At 60.6% G+C, this 19,458-nt stretch carries 18 protein-coding genes; 8 read left to right on the plus strand and 10 right to left on the minus strand.

All coding sequences use genetic code 11. The annotated features are described in order from the left end of the window. Window positions 1–23 precede the first annotated feature (23 nt). Complete coding sequence (locus NIT7645_RS18515; RefSeq protein WP_008560429.1) at window positions 24–1,505, plus strand: inorganic phosphate transporter; 1,482 nt, start codon at window positions 24–26, stop codon at window positions 1,503–1,505. A gap of 136 nt (window positions 1,506–1,641) precedes the next feature. Here the strand turns inward: NIT7645_RS18515 and argF are convergent, their stop codons facing one another. The 3 genes from argF to NIT7645_RS18530 all read right to left on the minus strand — a co-directional run bounded on the left by argF (window position 1,642) and on the right by NIT7645_RS18530 (window position 4,271). Further along, on the minus strand, window positions 1,642–2,568 hold the full coding sequence (gene argF / locus NIT7645_RS18520; RefSeq protein WP_008562418.1) for an ornithine carbamoyltransferase: 927 nt from the start codon (window positions 2,566–2,568) through the stop codon (window positions 1,642–1,644). Between the two features lie 109 nt (window positions 2,569–2,677). Next, on the minus strand, window positions 2,678–3,856 hold the full coding sequence (locus NIT7645_RS18525; protein ID WP_008563066.1) for an aspartate aminotransferase family protein: 1,179 nt from the start codon (window positions 3,854–3,856) through the stop codon (window positions 2,678–2,680). A 148-nt stretch (window positions 3,857–4,004) separates the two neighbouring features. Continuing rightward, window positions 4,005–4,271, minus strand: coding sequence for a hypothetical protein (locus NIT7645_RS18530; RefSeq protein WP_008561754.1), 267 nt, complete (start codon window positions 4,269–4,271; stop codon window positions 4,005–4,007). A 2-nt stretch (window positions 4,272–4,273) separates the two neighbouring features. Here NIT7645_RS18530 and NIT7645_RS18535 point away from each other — a divergent pair, with 2 nt between their 5' ends. Further along, a complete protein-coding gene (locus NIT7645_RS18535; protein ID WP_050687781.1) occupies window positions 4,274–5,209 on the plus strand; it encodes a DMT family transporter in 936 nt (311 codons plus the stop codon). On the opposite strand, the gene NIT7645_RS18540 is transcribed toward NIT7645_RS18535, so the two are convergent. Beyond that, window positions 5,191–6,003: an ABC transporter permease gene (locus NIT7645_RS18540; protein WP_050687804.1), complete on the minus strand. Its 813-nt coding sequence runs from the start codon at window positions 6,001–6,003 to the stop codon at window positions 5,191–5,193. The two genes, NIT7645_RS18535 and NIT7645_RS18540, sit on opposite strands and share 19 nt — an antisense overlap. A 289-nt stretch (window positions 6,004–6,292) precedes the next feature. Here NIT7645_RS18540 and NIT7645_RS18545 point away from each other — a divergent pair, with 289 nt between their 5' ends. Next, window positions 6,293–6,883 (plus strand): GcrA family cell cycle regulator, encoded by a 591-nt coding sequence (locus NIT7645_RS18545; protein ID WP_008560477.1) that lies wholly within the window; start codon window positions 6,293–6,295, stop codon window positions 6,881–6,883. 234 nt (window positions 6,884–7,117) lie between these two features. Here NIT7645_RS18545 and NIT7645_RS18550 read toward each other — a convergent pair whose 3' ends face one another. Continuing rightward, on the minus strand, window positions 7,118–7,636 hold the full coding sequence (locus tag NIT7645_RS18550) for a YHS domain-containing (seleno)protein (RefSeq protein ID WP_008560243.1): 519 nt from the start codon (window positions 7,634–7,636) through the stop codon (window positions 7,118–7,120). A 395-nt stretch (window positions 7,637–8,031) separates the two neighbouring features. Here NIT7645_RS18550 and yghU point away from each other — a divergent pair, with 395 nt between their 5' ends. Next, window positions 8,032–8,913, plus strand: a complete 882-nt coding sequence (yghU, locus tag NIT7645_RS18555) for a glutathione-dependent disulfide-bond oxidoreductase (RefSeq protein WP_050687783.1) — start codon at window positions 8,032–8,034, stop codon at window positions 8,911–8,913. Window positions 8,914–9,051: 138 nt separating this feature from the next. Here the strand turns inward: yghU and NIT7645_RS18560 are convergent, their stop codons facing one another. Next, a complete protein-coding gene (locus NIT7645_RS18560) occupies window positions 9,052–9,849 on the minus strand; it encodes an SseB family protein (RefSeq protein WP_008559656.1) in 798 nt (265 codons plus the stop codon). Then, window positions 9,846–10,439 carry a uracil-DNA glycosylase family protein gene (locus NIT7645_RS18565; protein ID WP_008562997.1) on the minus strand — a complete coding sequence of 198 codons (594 nt, stop codon included), beginning with the start codon at window positions 10,437–10,439 and terminating at the stop codon, window positions 9,846–9,848. The genes NIT7645_RS18560 and NIT7645_RS18565 overlap by 4 nt, the downstream gene beginning before the upstream one ends. A gap of 244 nt (window positions 10,440–10,683) precedes the next feature. Here NIT7645_RS18565 and NIT7645_RS18570 point away from each other — a divergent pair, with 244 nt between their 5' ends. The 4 genes from NIT7645_RS18570 to NIT7645_RS18585 are packed head-to-tail and all read left to right on the plus strand — an operon-like array spanning window position 10,684 to window position 15,363. Next, a complete protein-coding gene (locus tag NIT7645_RS18570; RefSeq protein WP_008560239.1) occupies window positions 10,684–11,343 on the plus strand; it encodes an ABC transporter ATP-binding protein in 660 nt (219 codons plus the stop codon). Beyond that, window positions 11,321–13,009 (plus strand): KpsE/RkpR family capsule polysaccharide export protein, encoded by a 1,689-nt coding sequence (locus NIT7645_RS18575; protein WP_008560241.1) that lies wholly within the window; start codon window positions 11,321–11,323, stop codon window positions 13,007–13,009. The genes NIT7645_RS18570 and NIT7645_RS18575 overlap by 23 nt, the downstream gene beginning before the upstream one ends. A 3-nt stretch (window positions 13,010–13,012) precedes the next feature. After that, the gene (kdsA, locus tag NIT7645_RS18580; RefSeq protein WP_008562184.1) at window positions 13,013–13,846 is read left to right on the plus strand and encodes a 3-deoxy-8-phosphooctulonate synthase; all 834 of its coding nucleotides are present in this window, start codon (window positions 13,013–13,015) and stop codon (window positions 13,844–13,846) included. Window positions 13,847–13,866: 20 nt separating this feature from the next. Next, the gene (locus NIT7645_RS18585; protein ID WP_046211145.1) at window positions 13,867–15,363 is read left to right on the plus strand and encodes a phosphomannomutase/phosphoglucomutase; all 1,497 of its coding nucleotides are present in this window, start codon (window positions 13,867–13,869) and stop codon (window positions 15,361–15,363) included. Window positions 15,364–15,433: 70 nt separating this feature from the next. On the opposite strand, the gene NIT7645_RS18590 is transcribed toward NIT7645_RS18585, so the two are convergent. The 3 genes from NIT7645_RS18590 to choW all read right to left on the minus strand — a co-directional run bounded on the left by NIT7645_RS18590 (window position 15,434) and on the right by choW (window position 19,439). Beyond that, a complete protein-coding gene (locus NIT7645_RS18590; protein ID WP_008560120.1) occupies window positions 15,434–17,386 on the minus strand; it encodes an AsmA family protein in 1,953 nt (650 codons plus the stop codon). A 190-nt stretch (window positions 17,387–17,576) separates the two neighbouring features. Continuing rightward, entirely contained in the window at window positions 17,577–18,605 is a 1,029-nt protein-coding gene (gene choV / locus NIT7645_RS18595) for a choline ABC transporter ATP-binding protein (protein ID WP_008559026.1), read from the minus strand. Window positions 18,606–18,608: 3 nt separating this feature from the next. Continuing rightward, on the minus strand, window positions 18,609–19,439 hold the full coding sequence (choW, locus tag NIT7645_RS18600; protein ID WP_008559977.1) for a choline ABC transporter permease subunit: 831 nt from the start codon (window positions 19,437–19,439) through the stop codon (window positions 18,609–18,611). Between the last annotated feature and the right edge of the window lie 19 nt (window positions 19,440–19,458).

Raw genomic sequence — 19,458 nt, forward strand, 5'->3', positions numbered from 1 at the left:
ATTCTAGAATCGGGACTGAGACAATGAGCGACGCACCTGAGCGACCGCAATGGAAAACTCTTGACCGGGATCTGAACCGGATCTCTCAACTGGAACTGGCAACGGCCTATGTTTCGCGCCCCCTGGTGGCGCCGGGCATCGCGCTGGTCTTTATCGTGCTGGCAGGCGTCGGCGCGGCCGTCTTCCTGGGGTCTGCACCCACCAATTTCGTCGTTGTAGCTGCCGCAGCCTTTGGCGCCTACATGGCGCTGAACATCGGCGCAAACGATGTGGCCAACAACATGGGCCCGGCTGTGGGCGCCAATGCGCTGACCATGGGCGGCGCCATCGTGATCGCAGCCCTCGCCGAAAGCGCAGGCGCGCTGTTGGCCGGTGGCGATGTGGTGTCGACCATTTCCAAAGGCATCATCGACCCCTCGGGTGTCTCCAGCGCGGAGATCTTTATCTGGGCAATGATGGCGGCGCTGATTTCCTCGGCGCTTTGGGTGAACCTCGCAACCTGGGTTGGCGCCCCGGTTTCGACCACCCACTCGGTTGTGGGCGGCGTCATGGGCGCGGGCATCGCGGCTGCGGGCTTTGGCGCGGTGAATTGGCCCACGATGAGCAAGATCGCTGCCAGCTGGGTGATCTCGCCCGTTCTGGGCGGCGTGATCGCTGCGGCCTTTCTCGCCTTTATCAAGGCCAAGATCATCTATCAGGACGACAAGATCGCAGCTGCGCGCCGCTGGGTGCCGGTGCTGGTGGGGATCATGGCGGGTGCCTTTGCGACCTATCTCGCGCTCAAGGGCCTGAAGAAAATCGTCAAGATCGACCTGGAGATTGCCCTGCTGATCGGCGCAACCGTGGGGGGTCTGAGCTATGTGATCACCGCACCGCTGATCAAGCGCCAGTCGGAAGGTATGGAAAACCGCAACAAGTCGCTCAAGGCGCTGTTTGCCCTGCCGCTTGTCATTTCCGCAACGCTGCTGTCCTTTGCGCATGGCGCAAATGATGTGGCCAATGCGGTTGGTCCGCTGGCGGCAATTGTCCACACCGCCCAGTTTGGTGACATCGCAGCCAAAGTCACCATCCCGACCTGGGTGATGGTGATCGGCGCCTTCGGGATCTCCTTTGGCCTGTTCCTGTTCGGCCCCAAGCTGATCCGCATGGTGGGCAGTCAGATCACCAAACTGAATCCGATGCGCGCCTACTGCGTGTCGCTTTCCGCTGCCATCACCGTGATCGTGGCGAGCTGGCTGGGCCTGCCCGTGTCATCGACCCACATCGCGGTGGGCGCGGTGTTTGGCGTCGGCTTCTTCCGGGAATGGCACATGGAACGCCGCCTGAAGCGGACCTCTGCCAGCCGCCCTGCGGAAAAACGGATCGCGCCGGAAGAGCGCCGCCGCCGCAAGCTGGTGCGCCGCAGCCATTTCATGACCATTGTGGCCGCCTGGGTCATCACGGTGCCTGCTGCGGCCCTGCTGTCTGGCTGCGTGTTCCTGGTGCTGAGTGCAATCGCGCTCTGATCTCTGCCAGAGCGAAACAACGAAAAACCGCCGCATCACCCCGATGCGGCGGTTTTTTTTGTGCGCTGATTAAGGGGCAGCCTATGCAAGGCAGCGGCCCTGCCCCTTTCATGTCGGGACAGGAGCGCCTGATGGCTTAGCTGCCGAGGCAGTAGCGCATGATCGCCTTTTGCGCATGCAAACGGTTTTCCGCCTCGTCAAAGATCACCGACTGCGGCCCGTCCATCACGGCGCTTGTCACTTCTTCCTCGCGGTGGGCCGGCAGGCAGTGCATGAACAGCGCATCCGGCTTGGCCTGCGCCATCAGCGCCTCGTTCACCTGATAGCTGCGCAGCATGTTGTGGCGGCGCTCCTTGGAGGACTGGCTGTCGTGCATGGAAACCCAAGTGTCCGCCACCACGAGATCCGCCCCTTCGACAGCCTTGTTCACGTCGCGTTCAATGATGATCTGCGAGCCTGCCTTGCGGGCGAGGCCAACGAATTCCTCTTCGGGATCAAGTTGCGCCGGACCCGTGAAGGTCAGATCAAATCCAAACTGACCGGCGGCGTGGATGAAGGAGGCGCAGACATTGTTGCCATCGCCACACCAGACCACCTTCTTGCCCTTGATGGAGCCGCGATGTTCCTCGTAGGTGAGCACATCTGCCATGATCTGGCAGGGGTGGGTACGGTCGGTCAGCCCGTTGATGACCGGCACGCTGGCGTATTCGGCCATTTCGGTCAGCACGGTTTCGTCAAAGGTCCGGATCATGATCATGTCGACATACCGCGACAGCACGCGCGCGGTGTCAGCAATGGTTTCGCCGTGCCCCAGCTGCATGTCATTGCCTGACAGCACCATCGTCTGCCCCCCCATCTGGCGCACACCAACATCAAAGGAAACGCGCGTCCGGGTCGAGGGTTTTTCAAAAATCAGCGCGACCATGCGGTCCTTGAGCGGCTGTTCGTCATCCAGAGCTGCCTTTGGGCGCCCCTGGCGGGCGTCCTTGGTGATCCGGGCCTGATCGATGATGGCGCGCAGATCAGCGGCGTCGGTTTTGTGAATATCGAGAAAATGGTTCATGTCGGATATCGCTTTCGGTTGTCCTGGCAGGCCCCAACGGCCCTGCCCGTCTCCGGCTATGGCGGGGGCCAGCCCCCGCACCCCCGGAGTATTTGGGGAAAGATGATGCTCAGGCCTTGGCCGCAACAGCCGTCGCGGCGCGATCCAGACGGGCATAGGCCTCGTCGATGTCATCATCGGTGAGCGTCAGTGGCGGCAGCAGGCGGATGACATTATCCGCAGCCGGGACGGTGACCACTTCGTTGTCATAGCCTGCATTGACCACATCGATATTGGGCGCCACGCATTTCAGACCCAGCATGAGGCCGGTGCCACGCACCTCTTCGAACACCTCGGGGTGGGAGGCCACAAGACCCTCGAGTTTCTGGCGCAGCAGGCCTGCCTTGCGGTTCACCTCGGCCAGAAAGGCCGGGTCGCTGACGTGATCCATCACGGCACAGCCTACCGCGCAGCCCAGCGGGTTGCCGCCATAGGTGGAGCCGTGGGTGCCTGCGGTCATGCCGCTCGCGGCCTCTTCTGTTGCAAGCACAGCGCCCAGCGGGAAGCCGCCACCGATGCCTTTGGCAACCATCATGATGTCGGGGGTAATGCCCGCCCATTCATGAGCAAACAGTTTGCCCGTGCGCCCAACACCGCATTGGACTTCGTCCAGGATCAAGAGCAGACCGTGGGCGTCGCAGATCTGGCGCAGCGCCTTGAGTTCGGCATCCGGCACCGGGCGAATGCCACCCTCGCCCTGCACCGGCTCGATCAGGATTGCGGCGGTCTTGTCAGAGATTGCATTGGTCACGCCATCAAGATCCCCGAAGGTGAGATGCACAAAACCGGGCAACATGGGGCCAAAGCCCTTGGTCATCTTTTCCGAACCGGCCGCAGAGATCCCGGCAGAGGAGCGACCGTGGAAAGAGCCTGAAAACGTGATAATTTCCACCCGTTCTGGCTGGCCCTTTTCGTAGAAATATTTCCGCGCCATCTTCACGGCGAGTTCACAGGATTCGGTGCCGGAGTTGGTGAAGAACACGGTGTCGGCAAAGCTGTGCTCTACCAGCCGATCCGCCAGCGCCTGCTGTTGGGGGATGTGATAGAGATTGGAGACATGCCAGAGGTTTTCAGCTTGCTCGCTCAGCGCCTTGACCAGCGCCGGATGGGCATGGCCGAGCGCATTGACAGCAATTCCCGCAGCAAGATCCAGAAAACGTCGCCCATCGGCCTCGATCAGCCAGGCGCCCTCGCCCTTCACAAAGCTGAGGGGCGCGCGGTTATAGGTCGGCAGAACGGACGGGATCATCTGGATCCTCCTTTTAACAATGGTGGGCCAAGCAGTGACGCAGCAACAGGCCCGGGTCAACGGTTTTGGAACGAGAGAGAAAGAGGGGCCACAGAGGGGCGGTGATCACAAAAGACATCGGCGTACCGGAGCCTGTCCGGTCGAACACTTAGGCGCGCAGACGTCGGCGTCGCAGCTGGGTGATATGTGCAAAGGTGATCATGAGTGGCTCCATAACGGAGGAAGTGGCGAAAGAAAAGCCAAATTTGCCACCGCAAACCAACAGAATGAGCGAGCAGCGTTCCAGTTTGCCCAAATCCATGCGCCACTTTGGCAGAGTGATGCCCGTTCTGACAGAGACCACCGCCTGGCCCGGTTCACGGCGGCTGCCACATTGCCTGCTTGCCAAGGCCGCAACGGCAGGGCAACGCTGCATTCATGACAACGCGCGCCCTTCTCAACACACCTCAGAACCCCGCATTGGCGGCGGCTCTTATTTTGCTGGCCACAGTCTTCATCGCGGCAACGACGCTGATCGCCAAGGCGCTTGGCACCGTTGCGGCCGGGCCTGCGCTGCATCCGTTGCAGATCAGCTTTGGGCGGTTTCTCTTTGCCTTTCTTGCGATCACCGCTGTGGTTGCCATCCGCAGACCGCGATTTGTGTCCCCCCATTGGGGGCTGCATCTGGGGCGGACCAGCTTTGGCTGGTTGGGGGTGACGCTGATGTTTGCATCTGTCGCCTATATTCCGCTCGCAGATGCGACGGCGATCACCTTTCTCAATCCGGTGTTTGGCATGTTGCTGGCCATACCGCTGCTGGGAGAGCGCGTCGGCCCCTGGCGGTGGGCTGCCGCCGCGATTGCGCTGGTCGGGGCGATGATCCTGTTGCGCCCGACCCCGGCGAGTTTTCAGCCCGCAAGCCTGCTTGCGCTGGCTGCGGCGATGGTGATGGGCTTGGAGCTGATCTTTATCAAGCGGCTTGCCGGGCGGGAACGCCCCCTGCAGATCCTGTGGTTCAACAATATGCTGGGATGTGGAATTGCCAGCGTTGCGGTGCTGGCGGTCTGGCAGACACCAACAGCGGCGCAATGGGGATTGCTGGCAGCTTTGGGTCTGCTGATGGCCTGCGCACAAGGGTGTTTCATCAACGGCATGGCGCGGGCGGATGCGTCATTTGTCGCGCCATTCAGCTATGCAACGCTGATCTTTGCCACGGTTTATGATCTGCTGTTCTTTGCGATGGCGCCTGATTGGATCACCGTGTCTGGGGCCGGGGTCATTCTGGCAGGCGCCGCGCTTCTTGCCTGGCGGGAGGGACGCCAGCGCCCCTCAGCCCAGCCACCGAGCGGCGGTGATCAGGATTTCAGCCGGTAGCCGCTGCGCAGCATCACCCAGGCCAGAAGACCGATGGCAAAACTGGACACACTGCAGACCGCAAGCCCCAAAAACGGAGAGCTGTCGGAGGTGCCGATAACACCGAATCGCACCCCGTCGATCAGGTAGAACACCGGGTTCAGATGCGACGCGACGCGCAGAACCGGTGGCAGTGCCTCCACCGAATAGAACGTGCCCGACAGAAAGGCGAGCGGCGTGACGATGAAATTGGTGATCGCTGCCATCTGGTCGAACTTTTCCGCAAACACCCCGGCCACGATCCCCAAAGCCCCAAGAAACAGCGCACCCAGAACTACAAAGATCAGGGCGATCATCGGGTGTTGGGGCACCACACCAAGGACCAGCATGATGCCTGTGCCGATCCCCAAAGCAACCAGAACGCCCCGCGCCACTGCACCCGCCAGATAACCGAGCAAAATCTCAAGCCCGGAGAGCGGCGGCATCAGCGTATCGACGATATTGCCCTGCACCTTGGTGATCACGATGGACGAGGAGGTATTGGCAAATGCGTTCTGGATCACCGTCATCATCATGATGCCGGGCGCCAAAAACACGATAAACGGAACGCCCATCACCTCTCCCCTGCTGGGGCCGATGGCGATATTGAAGATCATCAGGAACAGCGCCGCCGTCACCATTGGCGCCATCAGTGTCTGCGTCCAGACCACCAGAAAGCGGGTGATTTCGCGCCGGGCAAGCGTGGCGAGCCCCAGCCAGTTCACCTGACCAAAGCGACGTTCGCCAAGGGCAATGGGGGCAGTATCGCGGGGCATCTTGGGATCTCCTGCTGTATTGGTGGGCTTGCAGACTGGCATCACTGCGATTGCCGCCTGTCAAACCACGGGCCGGAACCGGGGGCAAGCGGGTTTCGCAGGCGACAGCCCCTTGCAAGTCCCGTGCCAATCCTGTGCCAGTTCCATGTATGTAGACTGACCCAAGTGGCCGCCCATATGGCAAGACGCTCTTGTAACTCCCTCCGCAGTGATTAAAATAGGAGATCACTACGGAATTCGATGGCGGCCGCAGGTTCCTGGGGCCGCTTTTAGCTTGGAAAGGCAACAGATGTCCTGGACAGACGAGCGCGTCGAACTGCTCAAGAAAATGTGGGGCGAAGGGCAATCTGCCAGCCAGATCGCCAAAGAACTGGGCGGCGTGACCCGAAACGCCGTGATCGGCAAGGTCCATCGCCTGGGGCTGTCCAACCGCAACAGTGGCACCAGCAAGCCTGCCGCTGAGCCGAAGGAAAAGCCAGCAGCCGCGCCAAAACCCGCAGCTGCCGCACCAAAACCCAAACCGCAGCCAAAGACCGAACCGGCCCGCCCGGTCACACCGGAGCCTGCGTCTGCGGATGCACGGCCCGCCACCCCGGCGCGCCGTCAGATCATCCCGGCTGGTCAGCCACTGCCACCGCAGCCCTCGGCCAACGAAATCAGCCCCGAGGCGCTGGCGAAGGTGAACGAGGTCGAAAAGAAGGCCAAGAAACTGGGCCTGATGGAGCTGACCGAACGCACCTGCAAATGGCCTGTGGGCGACCCGGCAACCGAGGACTTCTGGTTCTGTGGCCTGCCGGTGCAGCAGGGTAAACCCTATTGCGAAGCCCATGTCGGCGTGGCCTTCCAGCCGATGAGCGCACGACGCGACCGCAAACGCTGAGCAGATACATTCATCGCTTTTCCGGATCACATCTGGCGCGGCGAAGACGATAGATTTGAAAACAGCGCCCGGATTGCTCCGCGGCGCTGTTTCTTTTGGCCAACTCGGTTTCGTGGGGGGCACTGTGGCCAGACCGGCTCGGGCTCCGGTCTGACCAGATTGATCCGGGATGACCGTTTTGGACTGCGGCTATCCCCGTTGGCTGGCCCCGATTTTGGTTGGCCGCTCTCGCAATCAGCCCTTGTTGGGCGCGGTGGAGGTGAAGTTCGGGATCACCCGGTCAGAGGCGGCGTCCGGCTCGATACCCGGCCAGTTGCCTTCCGCCAGGTTGATGTTGCCGGGGATGTCCTCTTCCCAGAAGCCGACCACGTTCTTGGTGATGTTGAGGTAGAGCTTGTCGTCAACGATGCGCCACAGGTTGGGGTTGCCCGGAACCTTGCCGCCCTTGGAGACACCATAAGCGCAGTGGCCATCGTATTGCGGCGCATAATATTCGGGGTTGGCGGTGAATTTGTCGCGGTTCTCTGCGGAGGAGAAGGCAAATTTCGCACCGTTGTATTCAGCAGTGTAGGACGCTTTGCCTGGCACGGCTTCGGGCTGGGCTGAGCCTACGGGCGCCTGAGCCAGATCGCGGTAGGCGACAACGTCGTAGCCAGAGACGGCAAAGCCGGTCCCATCGACATATTGGTCCCCGGCAAATGCGGGCAGTCCGAATGATGCGGCAGCGATGGCAGCGAAGAGAACACGTTTCATAGGCAATCCTTTTTGTCGCGTGGGCCTAAGAGAGCGGAACATCCCGGCAGGAGACGCCCCATTTGTAAAAACACCAACCCAATCGGGCGGCTTGTCTCAACAATATGCAGATCGGTCGCCTTGCGAAGGGGGGCTCACGGCCCTGTGTCCAGAACGGAGGCGATGTGATCGCAGCGTGAAGGAACCGCGCAACCAGGCCAACCTGCATCGCCGGGGATAGCAGCCAGAGGTCAAGAAAAAGTGTGCGACCCAGACCTTCCAGTCATTGGAATTTCGAATTCGCCCCTTATGTTCTCAGTCAACGCGGCACTTCGGCTCCTGAATTCATGCAGGAGCTTTTGACTGGCCCGGCCTAAGGACGGCGCCGAAAACACACTAGACACAAAGGCCTAGAGATGAGCGATACCAGCTATACCCCCCCTAAAGTCTGGACCTGGGAACAGGAAAACGGCGGGCAGTTTGCCTCTATCAACCGCCCCATTGCCGGGGCCACCCATGACAAGGAACTGCCGGTGGGCAAGCACCCGCTGCAGCTTTATTCGCTGGCAACACCCAATGGCGTCAAAGTCACCGTGATGCTGGAAGAACTGCTGGCTGCCGGTCACACCGGCGCCGAATATGATGCTTGGCTGATCAATATCGGTGATGGCGATCAGTTCGGGTCTGGGTTTGTTGATGTGAACCCGAACTCCAAGATCCCTGCGCTGATGGATCATAGCGGCGACAAACCGGTGCGTGTCTTTGAATCCGGATCGATCCTGGTGCATCTGGCCGAAAAATTCGGAGCCTTCCTGCCCAAAGAAGGCGCAGCGCGCACCGAGGTCATGAGCTGGCTGTTCTGGCAGATGGGCAGCGCCCCCTATCTGGGCGGCGGCTTTGGCCATTTCTATGCCTATGCCCCTAAAAAGTTCGAATATCCCATCAACCGATTTGCCATGGAAACCAAGCGTCAGCTGGATGTTCTGGATCGTCAGCTGGCCGAAAACCGCTATATCGCGGGCGAAGAGTACAGCATCGCGGATATGGCGATTTGGGCCTGGTACGGCCAGCTGGTTCTGGGGCGGCTTTACAGCGCTGCCGAGTTCCTGGACGTCGAAAGCTACACCCATGTGGTGCGCTGGGCAAAAGAGATCGACGCCCGCCCGGCCGTATCACGCGGTCGGATGGTGAACCGCGCCTTTGGTGAATTGCACACCCAGCTGCACGAACGTCATGATGCCTCTGATTTCGAGACCAATACGCAAGACAAGTTGCAAGGCGAAAGCGAATCCGCCTGATTGGCCCTGGGATTTGGGCGCGCCCTACGAATGCGCCCAAATCTGCCAGACTGAAACAAAGCCCCGCGACCGGATGGGTCTGCGGGGCTTTTTGTAACATTGCCAAGGGCCCCTTGTCGGCTGCGCGGCGCTACATGTTCACTTCAGGCGCGGGGGGCGATCTGGATCACGCCCTGGCGCTGACGGCCCCTGCCCTGCCAGACCGGCTGGGTCAGGTTGTGGCAAATCAAAACGCAGCCCGGCCCGCGCCAACCGACCCGCCATTGCGTCGCTTGCGGCGAAAAAGCCCACGTCGAGCGCCCCGGCCTCGATGCCCGAAAAGGTCAGTGCCTCACCCACTGCCTTGGCAAGTGCGGGTTCGGCCCCTTCAACGGCATCCACAAACCCAAGCATATGCCCCTGACCGCCACCTTGATAGGTGAGACCCACCAGATAGGCAGACCGCGCCAGGCCAACGGCGGTGGCAAGTTTGGTATCAAGCGAGGAAATCAGCACTTCGGGAAGGCCGCGCGGCGCGGTCACGCTTTCGATTTCGGCATCAACCTCCGCCGGAGCCTGACCAAGGGTCTGTTGCAGCCAGGTGACGGCGTCCGCCGGGATCAGGATTGCGGAGGGGGCAACATCCAGATTGACCCCCAGACCGATGTTCTGACCTGCAAGCATCTGCACCACCATCCGACCGGACAGCGCCGCGTAGGGGACGATCTGGCCTGCAAACTCGGCCAGCCTGTCTTCGCGGTCGAACACCAGCGCAAAGGTGCCGTCGGGTGTTTCAAACAGCGCAGGCGAAATGGTGTCGCCCTCGGCTTCCTTCTCCAGCATCAAGAACAGTTCACTGTCCGCCAGCCGTTCATAAAATCGCAGGCGCGCAGCGTCGTCCTGCGGTGCGGCCTCCATGGCGGCGTGGCTGGTATCCAATGGGGTCTCTTGCGTCATGCGATCACCTCTTGCACCCGGGCGCGCAGAACCGGCAGCAGCTCCGCCTCGAACCAGGGGTTTCGTTTCAGCCATGCGGTATTGCGCCAGGACGGATGTGGCAAGGGAAAGTCCTGCGGCGCGTGGTCTCGCCATTGCGCGACCCGCGCCTGAACAGAGGTTTTGCCGCCAAGGTGATAGCCATGTGCATAGCCACCAACCAGAATGCGCAGCTGCAGCCGAGAGAGTTCGGGCATCAGGCGATCATGCCAGGTGCTGCGACAGATCGCAGGCGGCGGCAGGTCTGCCTTTTTTGCAGAATAGCCGGGGAAGCAGAATGCCATCGGCACGATCGCGACCAGATCCCTGTCATAAAACTGCGCCTCACTCAGGCCCAGCCAGTCGCGCAGACGATCGCCCGAGGGATCGGTAAAGGGTTTGCCACTTTCATGGACGCGCGCCCCCGGTGCCTGCCCGGCAATCAAGATCCGCGCAGAGGAGCGAAACCAGGTAACCGGTCGCGGCCTGTGACCGGTGGCGGTTGCGGCGAACCGTTCGGCGCAAAGCCGACAGGCGCGGATGTCCTGCTCCAGCCCCTCCACCTTGGTCATGTTGCGCGCCTCCTTCGGGCCGATTTGGACGGTTGGGGTCAATCCGGGTTGCCCCTTCTCACCTCAGGGAGTAACGGGCCGTTGATAATGCCTGTCACAATTGGACATAATATGGTCCAAATGACCGCCTAGATCATTAACACATACGTGTTAGACCAATCATAAGGTCGTGCGCGCCAGCCGTCCTGCTGGCGCCAAACGACCATGAGACCCCAAACGGGGATGAGCAGCACCGGAACCCGCGATGCTAGAGTTTGAAAACGTGAGCAAGTCCTTCTGGACCGGCACCCAGCGCAAGGTCATCCTTGATAGGGTGTCTTTTCGCGTGGATCTGGGTAGGTCCATGGGCATTCTGGCCCCAAACGGCACCGGCAAGACGACGCTGATCAACATGATGGCGGGGCTGGAAAAGCCGGATGAAGGCGAGATCCGCAGGGGGTGCCGCATTTCCTTTCCGCTGGGGTTCATGGGCGGGGTCATCAGCAGGCTGTCAGCGATGGACAATGCCCGCTACATCGCCAATCTCTACGGTCTCGATCCCGATTATGTCGAAGCCTACTGCCGTTGGCTTTGCGGGTTGGGGGAGTATTTCGATCAGCCCCTTGGCACCTATTCGTCGGGTATGCGGGCGCGGTTCAGTTTTGCACTGATGCTGGCGCTGGATTTTGATATCTTCCTCATTGACGAGGGGATGCCCAGCACCACCGACGTGGAATTCAACAAGAAGGCTGGCTCAATCCTGCAGGAAAGGCTTGAGACCACCACGATCATCATGGTGTCCCACCAGCCGAAGACGCTGGAGAAATTTGTTCGCTCGGCAGCGGTGCTGCTGGATGGACATCTGCACATGTTTGACACCTTGGAAGAGGCAAAGCAGCTTTATGACTACCAAACCCAAGGCTAAGAAGTTTCGCATCCGCAAGACGGGCGCCACGCAAAGCGCTGCGGCAAGACCCGTGCCCGGCCCGGAAAACACGGCCTCGGCTGACACGTCTGCCAGACCGGCAGATACCAGCCCGCAACCCGCTGCCGCCCAGCCGGATATGCAGGGATCGACCCGCCCGGCACCTGCGGCAGGCGCGGCCAGCCCATCGCCCCAGCCGGGCCAGCAGACCACGGCCCAAGCCTCTACCGATCTGGATGAGATCCGCAAGGAAGGGCTCACCGGGCGGCAATTGCGGATGGCGCGACGGCTCGCACAGAAACACAACCTGCCAGCCACCTCCGACTTTGACGCCGTGCGCCAGTTGCGGCTGCGCGGGATCGACCCGTTTGAGCGCGCCAATATGCTGGAACTGGTGGTCCAGCCCAACACCGCCCAGCCCGAGGGATCGCCGCGCGCGCCCGGCAGCGTGCAGCTGCCCCAGACAGTCGCGCCAGACAAAATCGCCCTGCCCGCAACCGAGCTGAGCCCCGCAGAGCGACGCAATCGGGAAATTCAGGAAATCCAACGCGATATCGCGCGCCGTCGGCGGCGCAAGCTGGCTCTTCTCGGGGCACGGCTTGCGTTCTTTGTGATGCTGCCGACGATTCTTGCTGGGTACTATTTCTTTGCCGTGGCGACGCCGATGTATGCGGCAAAGTCCGAGTTTCTGGTTCTGAAGGCAGACAGCGCCGGTGGCGGTGGTCTGGGCGGCCTGCTGAGCGGGACGCAGTTCGCGACCAGTCAGGACTCTATCGCGGTGCAAAGCTACCTCCAATCCAAGGAAGCAATGCTGCGGCTTGACCGGGAGGCCGGTTTCAAGAGCCATTTCACCCAGGAGTGGATCGATCCCATCCAGCGCCTGACCACCGACCCCACCAACGAAGAGGCCTACAAGATCTATTCGCGCAACGTGAAGATCGGCTATGACCCGACCGAAGGTGTTATCCGGATGGAGGTCTCGGCTGCGGACCCTGAACTCTCGGCTGAGTTCTCTCGTCGCCTGATCGGCTATGCACAGGAAAAGGTGAACCAGCTGTCCGAGCAGAAGCGTTCCGATCAGGTGGGCGAAGCAGAAGCCGCGCTGGATCTGGCCGAGGAAAAGCGCCGCAATGCGCAGGAACGTCTGGTGCGGTTGCAACAGCGCGGCACGGTGCTGGATCCCGAGGGGGTCATCCTGTCGCTGCGCTCGCAGATCAGCACCTTTGAGGTCCAGCGTCAGGAACGCGAGCTGGAACTGGCTGCGCTGCTGGACAACACCCGCCCCAACGAAGCCAAGGTGGCGGGGGCGCGCGCCGATATCGCCCGTCTCGACAGCCTGATCCAACGTCTGAACGACAAGATGATCAACGCCTCTGCGGGAGAGAACTCTCTCGCCAGCCTGACGGTTGAAATCCAGATGGCGCAGGCAGATCTGGCAACGCGGGACATGATGCTGCAATCCGCGCTGCAACAGGTTGAAACCACCCGGATGGAGGCAAACAGGCAGGTGCGCTATCTGACCACCGCCGTCGAACCGGTGCCAAGTCAGGAACCGACGTATCCCCGCCGATTTGAAAATACGATTTTGGCATTCCTCATCTTTTCCGGTATCTACCTGATGTGCTCGCTCACAGCGTCCATCCTCCGAGAACAGGTATCTTCATAAGCCATGAAACACATCTCCGTCGCCGACCTCACCATCGGCAATGACTGTCCGCTGACACTCATTGCCGGCCCCTGCCAGCTGGAAAGCGCAGACCATGCACAAATGGTTGCCGGCAAATTGAAGGAAGCCTGTGACAAGGCAGGCGCTCAATTCGTGTTCAAAGGGTCATTCGACAAAGCGAACCGGACCTCTTTGAATGCGAAACCTGCTTTGGGGCTGGACGAAGGGCTCAAGGTCCTGGACTCCGTCAAGAAACAGATTGGTGTTCCTGTCATCACCGACATCCATGAAAAAGAGCAATGTGAGCCGGTCGCTGCAGTTGTAGACATCATGCAGATCCCCGCTTTCTTGTGCAGGCAGACCGCGCTTTTGCTTGCTGCAGGCAAAACCGGTGCCGCAATCAACGTCAAAAAGGGGCAGTTCTTGGCGCCCTGGGACATGCCAAATGTTGTGACCAAGATCGAGAGCACGGGAAATGACCGCATTCTTCTGACAGAGCGTGGCGTTTCATTTGGCTACAACCGGCTTGTCGTCGACATGCAATCCCTGCCTGAAATGGCACGGACGGGATACCCGGTTGTGATGGATGCAACCCATGCCGTCGCACAACCCGGCGGCCTGGGCGGAGCGTCCGGTGGACAGAGAGAATTTGCCCCGGTTCTTGCAAGGGCGGCTGTCGCCACCGGCATCGCGGCTGTTTTCACCGAAACCCACGAAGACCCCGACAATGCGCCCTGCGACGGGCCAAACATGATCTATCTCGACCAGATGCCAAAGCTGATCGAGACGCTGATGCGCTTTGACGCGCTGGCGAAGGCCGACCCAATTCGCATTTGATTGAGGAAAGTGATTTTACAATGACCAAACCCCTGCCCGAGGTCAGCCCCAACACCTGGAATTTCCTGCGCGATCCGATGATTACCCCGACCGGGTTTCGCGAATATGACGCGCGCTGGAAATACCCTGAGGAAATCAACCTGCCGGGCATGACCGCTTTGGGCCTGGGGCTTGGTACCCAGATCCACAAGCGCGGGATTGAACCTGTCATTGCAGTGGCCAATGACTACCGCGACTATTCGCTGTCGATCAAACAGGCGCTGATCCTTGGCCTGATGCAGGCTGGCATTCAGGTCAAGGATATCGGCCCTGCCCTGTCTCCGATGGCTTACTTTGCCCAGTTCCACCTCGACGTTCCCGCCGTGGCCATGGTCACTGCCAGCCACAACCCCAACGGCTGGACCGGGGTCAAGATGGGCTTTGAGCGCCCGCTGACCCACGGCCCCGACGAGATGGCCGAACTGCGCGATATCGTCCTGAATGGCGATGGCGTTGCACGTCCTGGCGGGTCTTATGAATTCGTGGATGGCGTGAAAGAGGCCTATCTCGACGATCTGGTCGGAGATTTCAAAATGTCCCGCCCGCTGAAAGTCGTCTGCGCCACCGGCAATGGCACCGCCTCGGCCTTTGCGCCGGAGCTGTTCAAGCGCATGGGCGTCGAAGTGGTCGAGAGCCACAACGAGCTTGATTACACGTTTCCCCACTACAACCCCAACCCCGAGGCCATGGAGATGCTCCATGACATGTCCGACAGCGTGAAGGCCTCTGGAGCGGATATGGCGCTGGGGTTTGATGGCGACGGCGACCGCTGCGGTGTGGTGGACGATGAAGGCGAAGAAATCTTTGCCGACAAGGTCGGTGTCATCATGGCGCGCGATCTGTCCAAGTTGCACCCCAATGCGACCTTTGTGGCGGATGTGAAATCCACCGGACTGTTTGCATCCGACCCCGAGCTGAAGGCCAATGGCGTGACTGCGGACTATTGGAAGACCGGCCATAGCCACATGAAACGACGGGTAAAGGAAATTGGCGCGTTGGCAGGGTTTGAGAAATCCGGCCACTATTTCCTCGCCGAACCCGTAGGCCGTGGCTACGACTGCGGCATGCGGGTTGCAGTGGAAATCTGCAAGCTGATGGACCGCAACCCCGACAAGAGCATGTCCGATCTGCGCAAGGCGTTGCCCAAAACCTGGTCAACCCCGACCATGTCGCCCTATTGCGCCGACACCGAGAAATACACGGTGCTGGAACGCCTGGTCGAAAAGCTGGCAGCCAAGGCAGAGGCTGGCGACACCCTTGCCGGTCGCGCCATCAAAGAGGTGGTGACCGTGAATGGGGCCCGCGTGATCCTGGACAATGGATCCTGGGGCCTTGTGCGGGCCTCCTCCAATACGCCGAACCTTGTTGTCGTCTGCGAAAGCAGTGAAAGCGAGGCAGAGCTGCGCGAAATCTTTGCCGAGATTGATGCGGTCATCCGCACGGAGCCGCTGGTTGGGGACTACGACCAGACATTCTGAGGCCACCCCGCGGCTGTTCCAAGAAATACGCCCGCCAATTGGCGGGCGTTCTCGTTTCCGAAGGGGACGATCAGTTACCGCCCAGCAGGCGCAGCAACTGTTCCTTTGCCTCCTGTTCGATACGGTCCCGGATCGCCTCGTTCAGATCCTGTTCCGGCGCCAGTTCGGTATCCAGTTCTTCGCTCAGTTTTTCGCGCAGCCGCTCCTTGGCCTGTTCTTCAACCGCGTCGATTTCTGGTTGAAGCGCGCGTTTCAGATCAGGGCGAATTTTCGGATCGCTCCAGCGGCCCGTAATCGCGACCGGTATGGATAGTGCAGATGCCCCATCGCCACGTTGCAGGCTGGGGGTAAACAGATAGTCGATATCCTGCGCGCCAAGGCCAACGCGCCCCTCACCAACGGCACGAAGCCCCTTGAGCGTCAGCAGCAGATCCTTGTTCAGGAGGTTGCCGTTTTCGATCGTGTAGCTGCCTGTGAGCTGATCAAACACCGTGCTGCCCCCATTGCCGCTGCCGCTGCGCATCAGCTGTTCAAGATCAAAGCCCGTGAAAAAACCCTTGCCCACTTCCAGCCAGCCCTTACCGCTGAGCGAGGCCATGATCTGCGCCAGAGAGTTGCCGACACCGAGATATTCCAACTCGCCCAGTGCTTCGCCGTTCAGGCGATCATATCCTGCGGTCTGGCCCAGCATCTGTTCGATCCGCACCCCCTGAAAGCTCAGCTTGCCGCCGACAGAAAGGCCGTTGCGATTGTTGGCCACCACCTGGCCCTGGACCTGTCCCCCAAACAGAGCGGCTGGCAGGAACTTCAGCACGGCGCGGGAATTGTCGAGCGAAAAGTCCAGTTTGCTCTCTCCCAGGCGGAGCGAGCCAGTGTCCACGGCTTGGACGTCCAGAGCGATATTGGCGTCAAATCCTGCAAGCCACCCCATGTCGATCACATCGCGTGACCAGCCATCGCTGACGGGGTCGTCCCCCTCGCCCGCCGCGGCAGAGGCAGGCAGATCCCCTTTGTCGCCCGGCAGCAGCGGGGCGAGGTCAAGCGCGCCGGCGCTCAGCTGTGCGGTGATGGTGGGTTTGCCTGCCAACGTGATATCCGCGCCGCCTGTGATGCGGTTTTCATCCGCCGAAAGCGAAAGATCCCTGAGCGCCAGCCGACCGTCAGAGGTATAGGTTGCATCCGCCCCGATGAGCCACTCACCGACCTTTGGCAGCTCTGCACCCGGTGCGACCCCGAACGCCGCCAATGTCGCGCCAAGATCAGTGCTGCGCCCGGTCAGGCGGCCACTGGCAGCACCTGTCAGCTCTGCGCGGCCATCAAACCGCAGCTCGGTATCCTTGGCTGTGATGCTCGCCCCAATCGAAGAGACCTCTCCTGCCAAAAAGGCCGCAAATGTGCCGATTTCACCAACCACACGGACGGGCGCACCGGCAGGGCGCAGGGTGACATCCATATCGACGGTCCCGGTGGGATCCGGCCATGCCAGCGCCACGTCGACCTGGCGCATTTCCACCGGTGCCTCTCCGAATGGGGCATAGCGCAGGGTGGCCCCGGTCAGGTTCAGCGCCTCGATACTGACCGGCAGGCTGTCAAAAGCCCCCGACGAAGATGCGGTTGTTTGAACATCTGCCGCGGTCGGACGTTCCAGCACCCAGTTGCCGGTTCCATCTTCACGGGTGCTGAGGTTGAGCTGCGGCAGAACCGCTGAGAGCTCTGTCACCCGCACCTTGCCCGCGATCAGATCCGCAGCGGCAATGCCGATGGTCAGGCGTTCTGCCGTCAGCATCGGTTCAGGACCAGCCCAGGAGGCGTTGGAAAGGGCCACGCGGTCTGCCTTAACCCCCAATGTCGGCCACAGCGTATAGCCGACACGCCCGCCAAATGTGACTGTCCGACCTGTCTGCGCCTCGATTTGATCCGCTGCAAGTTTCGCCAGTTTCTCGCCCGGCAACACCAAGAGCACCCCAACCAGCAACACGACCGCAATCAGCAGCGCCATCACGCTGCGCAAAATCAGCTTCATCAGCCCAACCCTCTTGCCTTGCAGCCCCGGTTTTCCGGGGTCTGGGCAGAGCTTACCTCTTTGCGGGTCTCAGGCAAAGGCAGATGCGACGGGCTGAGGTCTGGCAGGGACTGGTTGGTGATCACGCAGGCACATTGAAACGAAAAGGGGGGCGATTACCGCCCCCCCCGCTTTCTAGATCATGTGCCGATCAGCCCTGCCCAAGCGGGTCCACCAGCTTGGCAAGAACCCGGTCCTTGGTCACTTGCCCGATCAGTTGGCCATTTTCCGTCACCCCGATGGGAGAATCCGTTTCCGCAAAGCGGTGGATCACATCGCGGATGCTGGTTTCAGCATCGACGCTTGTGGACAGTGCGCCAGTTGCAGGCCCCATCAGATCCTTGGCCGAGAGCACCCCAAGCGGGTTCATATGCGCCACAAAATCGGCGACATATTCGTCTTCCGGTTTGGAATAGATCTCGGACGGGGTGCCACATTGGACGATACGCCCCCCTTCCATGATGGCGATCCGATTGCCGATCTTGAAGGCTTCGTCCAGGTCATGGGACACAAAGATGATGGTGCGTTTCAGCTTTTCCTGAAGGCGCAGCAGCTCATCCTGCAGCTTGGTACGAATGAGCGGGTCAAGCGCAGAGAAGGGCTCGTCCATCAACAGGATCGGTGCTTCGGTCGAGAAGGCACGCGCCAGACCAACCCGCTGTTGCATACCGCCTGACAGCTCTCCGACCTTGCGATCAGCCCAGTCCGACAGCCCCACCAGTTCCAGCTGTTCATTGGCGCGGCGGGTCCGCTCGGACTTGGAGAGCCCCGCCAGTTCAAGCCCCAACCAGACGTTTTCACGCACCGTGCGCCAGGGCAGCAGGCCAAACTGCTGGAACACCATCGCGATGTGGTTCTGGCGCATCCGGCGCAGGGTCGCGCCATCGGCGTTGGTGATATCCACCATTTGCGAGCCGTCAGACACCCGCACCGCCCCCCGCACCACCGGGTTCAGCCCGTTGATGGCCCGAAGAAGGGTCGATTTGCCAGAGCCCGACAGCCCCATGAGAACAAGCGTCTCGCCCTCTTCCACGGTGAGCGTGCAATTGTGAACGCCCAAGACCTGCCCGCTTTTGTTCTTGACGGTTGCACGGTCCATGCCCTCGTCCATGAACGGCAGGGCCTTTTGCGGTTTTTCCCCAAAGACGATGGAGACATTGTCAAATTCAACAGCCGTCATGGATCAGCGCTCCACTCTGAGGACACGGTCAAGGATGATCGCCACAACAACGATGACGAAACCCGATTCAAACCCAAGCGCAGTATTGACCTGGTTCAGAGCCCGGACCACCGGCACGCCGAGACCATCAGCCCCCACCAGCGCGGCGATGACCACCATCGACAGCGACAGCATGATGGTCTGGTTCAGGCCGGTCATGATCTGCGGCAGGGCATAGGGCAACTCCACCTTCCAGAGCGTCTGGGATTTGGTGGCCCCAAAGGCCTCAGCGGCCTCAAGCAGGGGTTTGGGAGTGGACGACACCCCAAGATGGGTCAAGCGGATCGGCGCAGGCAAGACAAAGATCACCGTCGCAATGAGCCCCGGCACCATCCCGATGCCAAAGAACACAATCGCCGGGATCAGATACACGAAGGTCGGCAGCGTCTGCATCAGGTCAAGCACCGGTCGCATGGCCACAAACAGACGCGGGCGATGGGCCGCCGCAATACCGATGGGCACACCAATGGCCATACAGACCAGACAGGCCGACAGAACCAGTGTCAGGCTTTCTGTGGTTTCTTCCCAGTAGCCCTGATTGAGAATGAACAGAAATCCAAGTGCAACAAAAACGCAGATCTTCCAGTTGCGCTGCAACAGCCAAGTGATGGCGACAAAGACACCAACGGTGATGAACGGATGCGGGGTCTGCAACACCCAGAGGATGCCGTCGATCAACAGCTCCAGAAGCCAGGACAGCCAGTCAAAGAAGGGCTCTCCAATGTCCTGCAACCATTCGAAAACAGCCTTTGCCGTTTTCCCGACTGGGATTTTTGTGTCGGTAAGCCAGTCCATGCGCCTGCCTTTCGATGAG

Source organism: Phaeobacter italicus (genome assembly GCF_001258055.1).
GTDB lineage: Bacteria > Pseudomonadota > Alphaproteobacteria > Rhodobacterales > Rhodobacteraceae > Phaeobacter > Phaeobacter italicus.